Here is a 15522-nt window from a genome sequence, read left to right as displayed (position 1 = left end):
ATGACAAAAAGCTTACCTCGTACTGATTACGCATCTCGTCAGCCAGGATTTCTGAGTATTATTCTCCACGCACATCTTCCCTATGTGCGGCACCCTGAGCATGACAGTTTTTTTGAAGAGAACTGGCTGTTCGAAGCCATGACCGAATGTTATCTGCCGCTGATCGGCGTACTTGACAGATTACACGCCGATAACGTGGACTACCGGTTGACGCTTTCATTGTCGCCGACGCTGATAGCCATGCTGCGCGACGACTTGTTACAAACGCGTTATCTGAAATATCTGCATAGCCGGCTGGAATTGGCTGAAAAGGAAATCGTCAGAACCCGCAAGCAGCCGCACTATCAAAAATTAGCGCGACTGTATCGCCGTTTTTTTCTGAACGCGTTAAACACCTATCAAGAGCGTTACCAAAGCGATTTATTGGCGGCATTTAAAAAGCATCAAGCCACCGGCAAGCTTGAATTGATAACGACCGCCGCGACCCACGGTTTTTTACCGTTACTCAATGTCAGCGAAACCGCAGTCCGCAATCAGGTCAATACCGGTATCGCGGCGTTTAAATCCGCAACCGGTTGCACGCCGACCGGTTTTTGGCTGCCTGAATGCGGCTATTACCCCGGTCTGGAGACGGTGTTGGCCGATGCCGGGATTAAGTATTTTTTTGTCGATACCCACGGCGTTATGGATGCAAGTCAGCAGCCTCGTAATGGCGTTTATGCGCCGATCGATTGCGGCAACGGTGTCGCAGCGTTTGCGCGCGATCCCGAGTCGTCGCACCAGGTCTGGAGTGCAAAGGAAGGCTATCCGGGAGATTTCGACTATCGCGAATACTATAGCGACATCGGTTTTGAGCTGGACCCGGATTATATCGCGCCCTATATTCTCGACGGGAAAACCCGTATCAATACCGGGATCAAGTATCATCGCGTGACCGGCGACAACCTGCCCAAGGAAATTTATAATCCGAGGCAGGCATTGGCAAAGGCCTATGAACATGCCCTGGATTTTATCGACAAACGGCAGCATCAAATTGATCGGCTTAGCGCTACCGTGGACAGACCTCCTATCATTGTCGCGCCTTACGATGCCGAACTGTTCGGTCATTGGTGGTTTGAAGGAACTCACTGGCTGGAATGCGTACTGCGGTTGGCGAGCGAAAATGCCAATGGCGTTCAGCTGATCAGTTGCGGCGATTATTTAAAACAGCAGCCGCCGGCTCAAATCGCTACGCCCGCCGCATCAACCTGGGGCGATCAAGGTTATTCCAGTTATTGGATAAATGAAACGAATGACTGGATTTATCCCTTGCTGCACAAGGCCGAACAGGAGATGGAAAAATTGGCGCGGGATGTTCGGGGCTTAACGCTTACCCCGTTACAGACGCGAGCTTTGAATCAGGCGGCCAGATCGATTTTGTTGGCCCAAGCCTCCGATTGGCCGTTTATCCTGAAATCGGGGACAACTATCGATTATGCGAACAAGCGCGTTACCGATCATCTGGCCCGATTTAACTATTTGCACGACAGTATTCGCAAGAACAGGATCAATGAGCGCTATTTAACCGCTCTGGAGATCATGGATAACATTTTCCCGGATATTGATTTTCGGAATTACAGTCTTTCAAGCCTAGGGGTGAGTTTCAAACCTGGTCGGCTTTAGGATATAGTTCGGCAGAATGCGCCGAACACAGTGAGAGTAAATGCGTTAGATGATTTATCGTTCTTTCTGACCTGTATTTCAGGGCAGCAACCACCGGAGACAACGGATGAACAAAATCCAGCTGCTGTATGTTGAAAATGTGATTACCCGAAAAAAAGCGGGCGCTCAGCAAACGCTGAGTTTTTTTATGCAGGTGGAAAGCGTCAGTTACGATAAACGGATTGATGTGGTCTGGTCGGGTGAAGACGGCGTATGGCAAACCCTACCTGCAAGCTATCACAGCAAGTTGGAACACGATAAGGAGTACTGGCAGGCCCGGATACATTTTCAGCTCACCCCGGATAAGTCGCTGCCCGGCAATATCCGCTTCGGGTTGTGCTACCAGACGTCTACTGCCGAGTACTGGGATAACAATCAGGGCTCAAATTATTCCAGTCAGGCCGATTCAGGCATCAAGATCGCTTGTGCCGTCCCGGTTTTAAACATCGACTTTGCAAACAAGCTGGACGACGGACAAAAAAACGTTCCGATCACGGTTGCGGTCGACAAATTTAACGATGCCGACAAAGTGACTGTGCACTGGACAATCGATAATTGGCGGCACACGCATAAAACCCCTTGTCATTTCAAAAGAAACTACTGGAATAAAGTGGCGCTCAGTAATGCCAGAAACCCCAATCAGTATGGTGTTGCAATCTGGAAAAGCTGGCTTAGGATCGGTCAGGCGTTCCGCTTGCAATACAGCATCTCCGTCGAACGCAACGGCGAGATTTTTTGGGACAATAACAGCGGCAAAAATTACTCGATTAGCCGCGAGCCGCTAAAAGTTTTGATTCTTAATCTGCATTGTTATCAGGAAGATAATCAGGATTATAAGTTCTCCCAAATAGCCAGGGCGATTAACGAACTGAATATCGACGTCGTTTGTCTTCAGGAAGTGGCAGAACTTTGGAATGACGGGGCAGGGGACTGGGAGTCGAATTCTGCCAAAATAATTAATGATCGCCTCGCTACGCCCTATCATATCCACACCGACTGGTCGCATCTGGGTTTTGCCAAGTATCGCGAAGGCGTTGCCATTTTAAGCAAATATCCGCTGTTCAAACAGGACGCAAAGTATGTGTCGGACAGCCATGATGTCCACAGTATTCACTCCAGAAAAGTGGTCATGGCTCAAATCAAAGTGCCTTATATGGGACGGGTGAATGTTTTTTCGGCGCATTTAAGCTGGTGGGAAGACGGGTTCGCCGGGCAATTCCAACGATTGTGCGAGTGGGCCGAAGCTAAACAGTCGTCGCATATCAACGCCACCTTGTTGTGCGGCGATTTTAATATTGCCGCCGGATCAACGGGGTATCATCTGGTAGTCGATGGACACCAATATGACGACCAGTATTTAGCGGCTAATTCGCAGGGCGTGTTTGAAAAAATATTCAGGGTTAACGATCCGTACTGGCAAAATTATTTGAGCGATGATTATCGTATCGATTATGTTTTCTTGAATAAAACCAGCGAGCTGCAAGTCGTTTCAGCGACAGTTTTGTTTACCGAGCAGGATTATGGAAGGGTTTCCGATCATTGCGGTTATTTTATGACTTTTGAGCCTAAGGAATAAGGTAAAAGATACAAGGCAAAAGGCAAAAGCCAAAAGCCAAAAGCCAAAAGCCTGCATGCGAGTAGCCGATTGCCCTGTTTTCACGTAGTGTGCTCATCGTTATACGCAAGTGTCTGCGAGACACCCTCGTTCCCACGCGCCGCGTGGGAATGCAGTGCCGGACGCGCTGCGTCCCGTATAACGGAAGACGCTGGTCGTGACTCGCGCCTTGACCGCATTCCCACGCAGCGCGCTCGTCTTTATACACAAGTCTATCGAAGAGCGTCATTTCGATATGGACGCTGGAATGGCGGACTCGGATGGATGTAGACCGGAATAAGGCCACCTCGCAGCCACTCGAACCAGCTTATTCCGGTCTACTTCGAGATGTGTATAAAGACGAGCGCAACGCGTGGGAACGATACCAATCCATACTTCACACATTCACGGTCTTTATCATGGAGATAAACCTATGCAGATAGCTGAACACTATGCCTCGCCGACTCATGGAAACCTGGGCGGCTCTTTTCAAAGAGTGAATGATTTCAATGACAAATTCTATATCCGCTGGGGAAAAATAGATTTCGATGTGTTTTACGGCGTTCAGGCGAATGTAAAGGTTATCTTAAAAGTCTACCGCGATGCGATCTGCGAAACCTACATCGTCGATACCGATGCCTATGATATTCAGTGGGATCGGCACAAGCGCTGTACGCGGGATTTTTACATACACCCGTTTTCCAGCAACTTCGGCCAGATCAACTGCATTAAGTTCGCCTTTATTGTGCATCTGGATGAGCGCTCCATTGCCTCCCAAAACGAATATATCTTTATGGACTGGCACCAACTTCAGGGCGACCAGCCGCAGTATCGAAGGATTACCGGCGATTGGGCGACGGCCAACAGCTATCGAACCTATGAGCTGATTGCCGGTGAATTGCAGAGCGATGTGGATTGGTATAACCATCATTTCGAAGCATTGCAACTGGTACCCAAATTCACCAAAGGGCAGCAATATCACCCTTATCATCCCAAGCGTTATATTCACGACCTTATCGACAAGGTTATCCGCTGCAAGCACGAGAATCCTGAGCGCTTATGCACCATAAAAGTCAGTGTGGATTGCATTGACGACCATGATTTCACTACCCATTTGCTAAGCGCCAGCGATCAGGGGGTTTTGGTTCAATGCATCGTGGATTGGCGAAAAATGACACTGACCAACAGCCAAAACTATGCGCGATTAAAGCGTTCTGGGATTGAATTGATCGGTGTGTTTTGCAGTCCCAAGCATCACCTGATTGAAGTGGAGCCGGATATGCACACCAAATTTATCATTTTTAATGATGAAGACAGCATATTAGGCTCGTTCAATATCACCTTCGATCGCTGGTGGGCTAATTGGGAATCGGGGATGACCTTTCATTCCAAAGGCATTTGCCGTTTGCTGGATAACATCTTCCAAAGTCAGCGGGGCGGCGTTAATCAAAAATACGGCATCGACCCGTTGAGCCATTTCAACCTGCTTTATACTTTCGGCCGGCATACCATGCTTAACGGCAAGCCCTATCGCCCCCATCATGCCATATTGGCCGAAATTAACCGCGCCCGATATTCGATCAAAGTGTCATTATTCCTGATCGGCGATTTGTTGGGGGATCATCATGATAGCGTGGTCAACGCGTTGATCAATGCCAAGAACAGGGGCGTCAATGTGCATATTTTGCTTAACGGGCATCTGGCCAGACAGGGGCGTATCGGTGTAGAGCGGCCGATGGCGGAAGAACTGGCCCGCCCATTGCTGCCGACAGTAGACCGGCTAAGGTATGCCGGTGTTGGGGTCGGCCTGGTTTACGGACAGGACGATCATCCGGTGCCGTATTCGCCGATTCATTCCAAATATTGCATTATTGATGATTATATCGTCATAGAAGGCAGTTTCAACTGGTACAACACCTCGGTTTTTTCCCATGACTTGCTGGTTGTAGCCGCCAATTACGAAGTGGCAAAGCCTTATTTGTATGAGTTTGAGCAGATACAGCGGTCATTCAGAGTGTATTATTGAAATTATTCATAAGCTTTAATCTTCAAAAGCCGTTCTACACTGACAATCTTATAGCCATTTTCTTTCGCAAAATTAAGCGTTTGTTTTAAGACCTGGATAGTCTTATCCGAGGTGTCATGAAACAGAATAATAGCCCCCGGTTTTATTTGGGTTTGTACGCGCCGGGCTATGATTTGTGCGCTGTCGGCGGTTGTATCGAGCGAGCGGATGGTCCAGCCGATGATGTTGTAATTCAAACTCTTTGAGGCTTTTACAAGATTGGGCGTGGTCACTCCATAGGGCGGCCGGAATAATTTCATGCGTTTGCCGATGACTTTAAAGACGCTCTCTGCGGTCTGGTTGAGTTCATTCTTGAAGCCTTGCAGGCTTTTAAAATCCACATAAGAAGAATGCGTGTAGCTGTGGTTGCCAATGCTGTGGCCGTCCGCATCCATTTGCTTCAAAACGCTTTCATTGCCCTGGATATTTTTTCCGATGACAAAAAAAGTAGCCGGTGCATTGTGCTGCGCTAATGTTGACAGCACCTGCGGGGTGTATTCCCGGTTGGGTCCATCGTCAAACGACAGGGCAATTTCTTTTTCTGAAACATTCGCATGGCAGTAGGCGTGGGCGTGAAAGTTGGATTGAATGATGGCCGAACCGTAAATGATTAATGCCAGATAAACTGTGCCTGGCAATACCAGCCATCCTAGGCTGATTCCAAAAAATAGGTGTAACAAACCAATAACGATGACGGCGATGATGAAGCTATTGCGGGTTGATTTAAATGTCATTTAATATGTTTGCTGATCTTGCAAGTAGAGCGGATTAGCGTGGCTTAACAGGACAAATCAAGGCCGTAAGTTGTATTATTACAGCCTTGGTTTTTTCGTGAGTGTCGGAGCGGTAGGGGATAATTACCCTACAGATGGCTATACAAAGTCATGTATTGTTTGGCGCTTTTACTCCATGAGTAGTCTTTTTTCATGCCATTGGTTTGTAGCTGTTTCCAGGTTTTAGGGTGGCTGTATAAGATAAGCGAGCGTTTAATGGCTTCCATTAGCGTGCCGGCGCTTGCTTCATTGAAAACGAGCCCCGTTGCGGTGTTATTGTTCAGCGTTTCAGGGAGAGTATCGACAACGGTATCGGCCAGTCCTCCGGTTTTTCTGACTACAGGGATGGTGCCGTAGCGTTGACTGTATATCTGGTTTAAGCCGCAGGGTTCAAAGCGCGATGGCATCAGGAAAATATCCGCACCGGCTTCAATCAGATGCGCCAGTGTTTCGTCATAACCGATAGTGATCGATATTTTATCGGGGTGACTTTCGGCAAAATTATGCAAGCGCTGCTCAAAGCCTTTGTTACCGCTGCCGAGCAATACAAATTGCAGCGGGTGGGTCAGCATTTCGGGAAGACATTCCAGTATCAGATCAATGCCTTTTTGTTCCACCAAACGACTGATAAGTCCGAACACGGGAATATTTTTGTCAACAGGTAGGGCTAATTGTTCCTGTAGTGCTGCTTTATTGATCAGCTTTTTATTCAGCGTTAAGCGATTAAACGTTTGGCTGATGCTGGTGTCGGTTTCAGGATTCCAGTGGTCGGTGTCTATGCCATTGATAATACCGCTCAGGAAGTCTTTTCGGTGGCTTAACAAGCCTTCCAGACCATAGCCAAACTCGGCGGTTTGAATTTCCTTGGCATAGGTCGGGCTTACCGTGGTGATACGATCGGAATAGATCAGGCCGCCTTTAAGGAATGACAGCATGTCATGAAACTCTATGCCGTTCGGATTCCAAAGTTGGCCGGGCAAGTTTAAAGAAAGATAAGTCGAGCTTGGGAATACGCCCTGATAAGCCATGTTATGTATGGTGAAAACGATAGCGGGACGGCTGTATTCGAGTGACAGCAGCGCTGGTACCAGCCCGCTTTGCCAATCGTTGCAGTGAACGATGTCGGGTTTCCAGTCCAGCCAGCTCCGGTTCATCGCAACTTCTACCGTGACGCGGCAAAAGAGGGCAAAACGTTCGGCGCTGTTCGCCCAAGGCTTGCCGTGTTCATCAACGTAGGGATTGCCCGGAAAATTAAAAAATTCCGGACAATCTACCAGCAACACGATTACGCCGGTACCCGGTAGCCGGGTTTCCAGAATATTCACAGCGTAATTGTTTACATAGACTGTGCTTAGGTAACGGACTTCTTCGGTCGTTTTGATAGCCTGATAATTGGGCATGATAATGCGCACATCTTCACCCAATTCCGATAACGCCTTGGGCAGACTGCCGGAAACATCAGCCAAACCTCCGGTTTTAATCAGGGGATGGGCTTCGCTGGTGACAAAAAGTATTTTTTTCATGGTGTTGTTTTTTTGCTAAATACTGGCAAATAGGCTTTAAAAATCTTTTTTATTCACCACGAAGGCACGAAGGACACGAAGTTTTTTGTTTCTTCATGTCCTTCGTGCCTTCGTGGTGATAATTCTTTAAGCAAACTTTGAAGGACTATAATTTCAAAATCACGGCCCCCAAAGGCGGCAAGGTCAGACTGATCGAATGCGGCTGATTCATCCATGCCGTCGGTTCTGACAATGCCGCGCCGTTGCCGATATTGCTGCCGTCGTAGTAACCGGAGTCGGAATTGAATATTTCCGTATAGGTGCCCGCCATAGGCACGCCGATTCGATATTGCTCGCGAGCTACCGGTGTAAAGTTGAGCACGATGATCAGATCTTCATACTCGGTCTTGCGCCGATAACTGATGATGGATTGTTGCACATCATGGCAATCGATCCAGTCAAACCCCTGATGATCGAAATCATGCTGGTATAAAGCCGGATGTTTTTTATAAAGACTATTCAGGTCTTTTACCAGCGCTTGCACGCCTTGGTGATGCGGATAGTCCAGAACATACCAGTCTAATGCCTTGTTAAAATTCCATTCGGTGCCTTGTCCGAATTCACAGCCCATAAACAGCAGCTTTTTACCGGGATAAGTGTACATCAGGGTGTATAGCAGCCGAAGATTGGCGAAACGCTGCCATTCATCCCCCGGCATTTTGCTGACCAGTGAGCCTTTGCCATGCACCACTTCATCGTGCGAAAAAGGTAGGCAGAAGTTTTCGGTAAAGGCATAGAGCATACCGAAAGTGAGTTGGTCATGATGATATTTGCGGTGTATCGGCTCCTGGCTCATGTAAGCTAGCGTGTCATGCATCCAACCCATATTCCATTTCATCGAAAAACCCAGTCCGCCGGTCCAGGTCGGGCGGGTCACCTGTGGCCAGGACGTGGATTCTTCAGCCATCATCACCGTGCCGGGGTGCTGGTCATGGGTGACGGCATTCAGCTCTCTCAGAAAATCTATCGCTTCCAGATTTTCGTTACCGCCATACATGTTGGGAATCCAGTCATTATCGTTACGGGAATAATCCAGATACAGCATGGAGGCCACGGCATCGACACGCAAGCCGTCAAGATGAAATTCCTCCAGCCAGAAAATGGCGCTGGACAGCAAAAAGTTTTTAACTTCATTGCGGCCGTAGTTATAGATTAATGTGCCCCAATCGCGGTGTTCGCCTTTGCGCGGGTCTTCGTGCTCATAAAGCGCGCTGCCGTCAAAACGAGCCAGAGCAAAGCTGTCTTTGGGGAAATGCGCGGGCACCCAGTCCAGAATTACGCCGATACCGTTTTGATGGCAGGTGTCGATAAAATAGCGAAAATCATCCGGTGTGCCGTGACGGCTGGTCGGGGCAAAATAACCGGTGGTTTGATAACCCCACGAGGCATCCAGCGGATGCTCGGTCACCGGCAATAATTCAACATGGGTAAAGCCCATCTCTTTGACATAATCAACCAGCTGCACGGCCAGTTCACGATAATTGAGGAAATTGCCCAGATGATCGCGTCGCCAGGAGCCCAGATGAACCTCGTAGATAGACATGGGTTCATGCAGCCAATTGTGACGGACACGATCACTCATCCATTGCTGATCCTGCCAGGCATGGCTGTGTTCATGGATTACAATGGATGAGGTATTGGGACGGAACTCAAACTGCTGGCCGTAAGGGTCGGTTTTTAACAGAATCTCATGGGTATTGCGGTTTAATATCTCAAATTTATAGTAACAGCCGGCTTGCAGATCCGGCATAAACAGCTCCCAGATGCCGCTGCCGCCCAAGCTACGCATTGGGTTGCAGCGTCCGTCCCAGCGATTAAAATCGCCCACCACGCTGACCCGTCCGGCGTTGGGTGCCCAGACCGTAAATAGAACCCCGTCAATACCATCTGCGTTATGCAGATGTCCGCCCATTTTTTGGTAAATGTGCCAGTGTTTGCCTTCCCCGAATAAATGCTGGTCGAACTCCGGCAATTGCGTGCCAAAATCATACGGGTCATGGTTTTCGTGGCTGTAACCGTCCTTGTCGATCCAGGACAATTGATAATGTTCTGGCAATTGTTTATGTTCGGCGTTATATTCGAAAAAGTCCGTATCGGGTAGCCGGTTTAAAACAGCGCCGTTGTGGCTAAAGCATACTGTTTCTGCATAAGGCAGATACACCTTAACTTGAATGTGATTGTTCTTGAGATGGCGACCTAAAATTGAAAAAGGATCATGATGTCTGGCTTCCATGATTTTTATAGCATCAGAATCAAGTGCGTTTTTAGATTGCTTTTTCACTATGAATAGCCTCGGCGTAGTGGAATAATAGTTAGGTGAATGTTACCAAACACATCAAGAGTTGTCAGTCTATTCCACATGGAGATGAAAAATGTCAGCGTCAAGCAAGCAAAAGCATGATCATAATGTCAGTCACTTAACCCGTAATACCATTGCATTAATATTGGCGGGTGGTCGCGGTTCACGATTAATGAATATGACCGATTGGCGCGCTAAGCCAGCCGTGCCCTTCGGTGGCAAGTTTCGAATTATTGATTTTCCATTATCGAACTGCATGAATTCCGGTATACGCAAGATAGGTGTTTTGACCCAATATAAGTCGGATTCATTGATCAGGCATATTCAGCAGGGCTGGGGTTTTTTACGTGGTGAATTTGGCGAATATGTCGACTTGATGCCCGCTCAACAACGGCATGATGAGAACTCATGGTATGAAGGAACCGCTGACGCTATTTTCCAGAATATTGATATTCTGCGTAGTCGTCATCCTGAACATATTTTAGTGCTGGCCGGCGATCATATTTATAAAATGGATTACGGCGCGATGCTTGCCGATCACGTTGAAAAAAATGCCGATTTAACAATAGGTTGTATAGAAGTTTCGTTGCAGGATGCAACGGCTTTCGGCGTTATGGATGTGGATGAAAACCGGCGGGTCAGGGCTTTTGTGGAAAAGCCTGAGCACCCACCCCTTATGCCGGGCAGAACCGATACGGCGTTGGCGTCAATGGGTATTTATATTTTTAATGCCGGTTTTCTGTTTGAACAATTACTTAAAGATGCCGATACCAAAGGCTCAAGTCGTGATTTCGGTAAAGATATTATTCCTGCCGTTATCGATAAATATGTAGCTAATGCTTATCCTTTTTTGGATCTACAAAGTGGAGCGCAAAGTTACTGGCGCGATGTAGGTACCATTGATGCATATTGGTCTGCCAATATGGAATTGATTGGCGTAAAGCCGGATTTAAATTTATATGATAAAACCTGGCCTATATGGACTTATCAGGCGCAAACGCCACCGGCCAAGTTTGTTTTTGACAGTGACAAAAGACGAGGTCTGGCAGTTGACTCCATGGTTTCAGGAGGCTGTGTTATTTCCGGGGCAAAAGTCAGGCATTCTTTATTATTCTCCAATGTCCGCGTTAATTCGTACACGACTTTGCAAGATACTATCGTTTTGCCGGAAGTTAATATCGGTCGTCATTGCCGCATTACCAAGGCGATTATAGAAAAAGGCTGTGAAATTCCGGAAGGTACTGTGATTGGTGAAAACAGGGCGGAAGACGAAAAGAAATTTCATGTAAGTCCTGGCGGAGTCGTTTTGGTTACGCCGGATATGCTGGGGCAAAAAAGACATTATGTCAGATAAAAAAAAATTGAAGTTAGTCTTGTGCTGGCACATGCATCAGCCGGAATATAGGGACTTACAATCGGGGGAATTTAAGCTGCCATGGACGTATCTGCATGTTATTAAAGACTATGTAGATATGGTCGCGCATCTGGAAGCCGTACCGCAGGCCAAGGCGGTAGTGAATTTTGCGCCCATACTTTTGGAACAAATTGAGGAATATGCCAAGCAGGTCAACGGCTACTTGCATGATCGTATTTCGATCACCGATCCTTTATTGGCGGCACTGGTTGATCCTAGTATCCCGGCAGATCCTGAAGAACGCATGAGATTGGTTAAAGACTGTATGCGAGCGAACAGGGAAAGGCAAATAAACCGTTACCCGACTTTCAAAAGATTGATTGAGATGGCCGATTGGCTTGAACATCATTATGATTCATTAACTTACGTCAATTCTCAGTTTATCAGTGATGTTCTGGCTTGGTATCATCTGATTTGGATGGGAGAAACAATAAAGTTAACCGATAGTCGAATAAAGCGGCTGATAGAAAAAGGATCCGGCTATACGCTACACGACAGGATCGAAATTATAGAGGTTATTGCCGAGCAACTGAGCAGTATTATCTGTCGATATAAGGCATTAGCCAGAAAAGGGCAGGTTGAGCTTTCTGTGACGCCTTACGCACATCCTATCATACCGCTTTTACTGGATTTGAAGTCTACCCATGAAGCTATGCCTGATGCTCCTTTGCCGGAGTTGGATACCTATCCGGGCGGAGAAGAACGCGTAAGGTGGCATCTTGACAAGGGTGTGCAGACCTTTAAGCGATTATTTGGTTTTAAACCTAAAGGATGCTGGCCTTCGGAAGGCAGTGTTAGTGATCAGACGTTAAAAATATTGGGTGATTTTGGCTTTGACTGGACTGCAAGCGGTGGTTCTGTGCTGCATAATAGTTTGAATCTTCCTGAAAACGACAAAACATCAGGAATTCATCATCCTTTTAAGCTTCAGAAAACCGATATAGCCTGTTTTTTTCGTGATGACGGCCTATCTGACCTGATCGGTTTTGAATATTCTAAATGGCATGCCGATGATGCAGTTGGCGATTTGATTCATCATCTCGAAAATATTGCTGTACATGAGTCCGGTGATAAAGTGGTTTCAATCATCATGGATGGGGAGAATGCATGGGAATATTTTCCTGCTAATGGCTATTACTTTCTCAGTGCCTTGTATCAACGATTGGCCGGTCATCCAAATATTGAATTAACTACTTTTTCAGAATGTTTGCAAAGTAAGGTTGAGATTAAACCACTGGTAAAAATGGTTGCGGGCAGTTGGGTTTACGGTACGTTCTCGACCTGGATAGGTGATGCGGACAAGAATCGGGGTTGGGATATGCTGGGCGATGTTAAATGGGCATTTGACAAGGTCATTTCAGCGGGCACATTAACGGATAAGCAAGTGCAACAGGCTGAGTTTCAGCTGGCCGTCTGTGAAGGTTCTGACTGGTTTTGGTGGTTTGGCGATTATAATCCAGGCGAAGCGGTCAGTAACTTTGAAAAACAATTCCGGCTCAATTTGGCTAATTTATATAGATTGCTGGGTGAAGAGCCGCCCGCTTATCTGGCGATGTCATTTACGCAAGGTTCCGGTACTCCGGCTATGGGGGGGGCAATGCGTCCAGGCGTCGAGCTTACATAATTGATGGTTATTAGTATTTAGTCCTCCGCATTTAATAAAACTAACAACTGAAAACATAAACGAGAGATCACTAAGTGTGAATGACATCTTAAATAAACGTCGAGCCGGTATTTTGTTACATATTACATCGTTACCGGGTGCGGGCAGGCAAGGCGATTTAGGGGGGGAAGCTTATAATTTTGTAAAATTTCTGCATGATTCCGGGGTTAGCGTATGGCAAGTTTTGCCTTTAGGCATGACCCATGCGGATGGTTCGCCTTATCAGTGTTTGTCCGCTCATGCCGGTAATCCGGAATTAATTAATATTGATTGGTTGGTGAAGCAAGGTTGGCTGCAGGGTTCTGATAAATGTGAAGAATGTGCCGGCGACTGCGCTGTTAGGTGTTTGGTAACAAAGGCCTATTATGGGTTTTTGGAGCGTGCCGAACGACAGGATCAGAATAGCTTTACGCACTTTTGTCAGGAAAAAGCATTTTGGCTTGATGATTTTGCTTTGTTTATAGCTCTTAGGGTTGAATTTAATCAACAATGTTGGAATCAATGGCCTGAGCATTTTAAAGAAAGGGACGAAAAAGCAATAAAAGAGGCGCGTCGCCGGCTAAAAACACAAATTGATCGTATTAAATTTGAGCAATATGTGTTTTTTCAGCAATGGCTGGAATTAAAAGCTTATGCCAACCGGCATGGCGTGTTTTTGTTTGGGGATATCCCTATTTTTGTGTCTTATGACAGCTCTGATGTCTGGGCTCATCGCGATGTTTTTAAACTCAATGAATCAGGTGAAATGTCTGTCGTGACGGGAGTGCCGCCTGATTATTTTTCTGAAACAGGACAGCGTTGGGGCAATCCGCACTATAACTGGAATTATCTGAAGAAAACCGGATTTCATTGGTGGGTTGAAAGGATGAAAACCCAACTTGAGATGTTTGATATTATTCGAATTGATCATTTTCGGGGGCTTGAAGCGGCTTGGGAGATACCAGCAAATGAAGACACCGCAATTAATGGGTTATGGGTTAAGGCGCCAGGCAAGGCATTATTGAATGCAATAAAAGCAGAGCATGGGTCGATTCCGTTAATTGCTGAAGATTTGGGTATTATTACTCCCGAAGTCGAGGCGTTAAGAGAGGAGTTCGATTTACCCGGCATGAAGATTTTGCAGTTTGCATTTGGTGGCGGCCCTGATAATCCTTATTTGCCCGACAATTATGAAAAAAACTGCGTTGTTTATACCGGGACTCATGATAATGACACGACTTTAGGTTGGTTGGAGAGTATCAGCAATGATGAGAAAAACTACATTTACAATTATCTCGGCAATCCGGCAATGCCATTGCATTGTGCGCTGATTCATGCGGCGTTGGCATCGGTTGCAAATCTTGCGGTAATTCCCATGCAGGATATTTTGGAGCTGGGTTCCGAGCATCGAATGAATACTCCAGGTACGACGGTGGGTAACTGGAAGTGGCGCTTTCAGTGGAATCAATTGTCACATGAGCGGTCGGTCAGATTTGCGTATCTGGTTGGATTGTTTAATCGTAAATAATGGTATGCAGGGGCGACCTGGATGTCGCCCCTGCATAAAGGCTAGTTAAGATTAATCGTTGTCTTCATGAGTAGCTTGCTTAGGCATTGGCAGTAAAGGAATATGATAACCGGCCATAATGGATCGAATCTCGTCTGCTTTGGCCGCTATCAGCTTGTTAAGGGCCTCTTTTCTTACTTTGTCGCCATTACGCACGCCCATCGCCATAGCAAAATCAAATTTCATGTCAGGAGTTGATTTCATCGGAATCATTGAGTAACTGTTTTTTTGGCTTTGTCCAACGACATAGCCAGCCATAGGTCCCCACAAAATAACCATATCAATTTTCTTCGCTTTAAGATCTTTTTCTATCTGCATCGCTACATTATTATCAGCGTCGCCTGACATCGATTGATAAGGGATGCCCAAATCGAGCAGCCCGTTTTTTTGCATCCAGGTCGTGCCGGGGCCACGGTCGAACATCGCAATTTTTAATGCTCCCTGTCTTTGCAACGGCAGATCGGCTAATTGGGCGGCATCGGTAATGTCATCCCAACCGCGTCCTTTGGCGATTAACAGAACATAAGTCGAGTTGTAGTACGGCAAGGTTGTTAAGGTAAGCTCGTAGCCGGCAGGAACGCCCATAATGACGTCGCATTTATATTCGTTGCTTTCCACGTCGGTGTCTTTTAACGGCGCATTTAAGGTGTTGCGGATAAAACCGAGTCGTTGCGGCAACCATGTGTACTCGATGGTCTGTCCAAGCTCTTTGGCAAACAGTTCGGCGATTTTATTTTCAAAGCCGTCTTTGCTTTTAGTGGAATAGGGGGGGTTCAACGGGTCGGCGCAGACCTTGAATTTTTCTCCCGCTGAAACAGTAAAACTGAATGCGGCTAAAAGTAGGATGGTTAAGTATGTTGTACTTTGAGGTAAGGTCCTCATTAATATCTCCTTGGTGTATCGAA

Annotated in this window: 10 protein-coding genes; 6 read left to right on the top strand and 4 right to left on the bottom strand. The window is 46.8% G+C overall.

Features of this window, described 5'->3' with window-relative positions:
• The 3 genes from Q8L79_RS06920 to Q8L79_RS06910 all read left to right on the top strand — a co-directional run bounded on the left by Q8L79_RS06920 (position 1) and on the right by Q8L79_RS06910 (position 5321).
• Positions 1-1662 (top strand): glycoside hydrolase family 57 protein, encoded by a 1662-nt coding sequence (locus Q8L79_RS06920; RefSeq protein ID WP_305269446.1) that lies wholly within the window; start codon positions 1-3, stop codon positions 1660-1662.
• A 106-nt stretch (positions 1663-1768) separates the two neighbouring features.
• Entirely contained in the window at positions 1769-3277 is a 1509-nt protein-coding gene (locus Q8L79_RS06915) for an endonuclease/exonuclease/phosphatase family protein (protein ID WP_305269443.1), read from the top strand.
• A 451-nt stretch (positions 3278-3728) separates the two neighbouring features.
• Complete coding sequence (locus Q8L79_RS06910; RefSeq protein ID WP_305269440.1) at positions 3729-5321, top strand: phosphatidylserine/phosphatidylglycerophosphate/cardiolipin synthase family protein; 1593 nt, start codon at positions 3729-3731, stop codon at positions 5319-5321.
• 2 nt (positions 5322-5323) lie between these two features.
• Here the strand turns inward: Q8L79_RS06910 and Q8L79_RS06905 are convergent, their stop codons facing one another.
• The 3 genes from Q8L79_RS06905 to glgB form a co-directional block, all read right to left on the bottom strand.
• Entirely contained in the window at positions 5324-6094 is a 771-nt protein-coding gene (locus tag Q8L79_RS06905; RefSeq protein WP_305269437.1) for a polysaccharide deacetylase family protein, read from the bottom strand.
• A 128-nt stretch (positions 6095-6222) separates the two neighbouring features.
• Positions 6223-7656, bottom strand: a complete 1434-nt coding sequence (glgA, locus tag Q8L79_RS06900; RefSeq protein WP_305269434.1) for a glycogen synthase GlgA — start codon at positions 7654-7656, stop codon at positions 6223-6225.
• A 145-nt stretch (positions 7657-7801) separates the two neighbouring features.
• Positions 7802-9976, bottom strand: a complete 2175-nt coding sequence (glgB, locus tag Q8L79_RS06895; protein ID WP_305269431.1) for a 1,4-alpha-glucan branching protein GlgB — start codon at positions 9974-9976, stop codon at positions 7802-7804.
• 91 nt (positions 9977-10067) lie between these two features.
• Here glgB and glgC point away from each other — a divergent pair, with 91 nt between their 5' ends.
• The 3 genes from glgC to malQ all read left to right on the top strand — a co-directional run bounded on the left by glgC (position 10068) and on the right by malQ (position 14578).
• Positions 10068-11348: a glucose-1-phosphate adenylyltransferase gene (glgC, locus tag Q8L79_RS06890; RefSeq protein WP_305269427.1), complete on the top strand. Its 1281-nt coding sequence runs from the start codon at positions 10068-10070 to the stop codon at positions 11346-11348.
• Positions 11338-13032: a glycoside hydrolase family 57 protein gene (locus tag Q8L79_RS06885; RefSeq protein WP_305269425.1), complete on the top strand. Its 1695-nt coding sequence runs from the start codon at positions 11338-11340 to the stop codon at positions 13030-13032. Before glgC ends, Q8L79_RS06885 begins: the two co-directional genes overlap by 11 nt.
• Before the next feature lie 76 nt (positions 13033-13108).
• Positions 13109-14578 (top strand): 4-alpha-glucanotransferase, encoded by a 1470-nt coding sequence (malQ, locus tag Q8L79_RS06880; protein ID WP_305269421.1) that lies wholly within the window; start codon positions 13109-13111, stop codon positions 14576-14578.
• Between the two features lie 51 nt (positions 14579-14629).
• Here malQ and Q8L79_RS06875 read toward each other — a convergent pair whose 3' ends face one another.
• Positions 14630-15499, bottom strand: a complete 870-nt coding sequence (locus Q8L79_RS06875; protein ID WP_305269419.1) for a quinoprotein dehydrogenase-associated putative ABC transporter substrate-binding protein — start codon at positions 15497-15499, stop codon at positions 14630-14632.
• Positions 15500-15522: the final 23 nt, after the last annotated feature.

It is taken from the genome of Methylobacter sp. (assembly GCF_030680395.1).
GTDB lineage: Bacteria > Pseudomonadota > Gammaproteobacteria > Methylococcales > Methylomonadaceae > Methylobacter_A.
This window is presented reverse-complemented; position numbering and strand designations above follow the sequence as displayed.

Coding starts and splice junctions, on each gene's coding strand:
- Q8L79_RS06920 (WP_305269446.1), top strand. CDS start 1: ATGACAAAAAGCTTACCTCGTACTGATTACGCATCTCGTCAGCCAGGA.
- Q8L79_RS06915 (WP_305269443.1), top strand. CDS start 1,769: ATGAACAAAATCCAGCTGCTGTATGTTGAAAATGTGATTACCCGAAAA.
- Q8L79_RS06910 (WP_305269440.1), top strand. CDS start 3,729: ATGCAGATAGCTGAACACTATGCCTCGCCGACTCATGGAAACCTGGGC.
- Q8L79_RS06905 (WP_305269437.1), bottom strand. CDS start 6,094: ATGACATTTAAATCAACCCGCAATAGCTTCATCATCGCCGTCATCGTT.
- glgA (WP_305269434.1), bottom strand. CDS start 7,656: ATGAAAAAAATACTTTTTGTCACCAGCGAAGCCCATCCCCTGATTAAA.
- glgC (WP_305269427.1), top strand. CDS start 10,068: ATGTCAGCGTCAAGCAAGCAAAAGCATGATCATAATGTCAGTCACTTA.
- Q8L79_RS06885 (WP_305269425.1), top strand. CDS start 11,338: ATGTCAGATAAAAAAAAATTGAAGTTAGTCTTGTGCTGGCACATGCAT.
- Q8L79_RS06875 (WP_305269419.1), bottom strand. CDS start 15,499: ATGAGGACCTTACCTCAAAGTACAACATACTTAACCATCCTACTTTTA.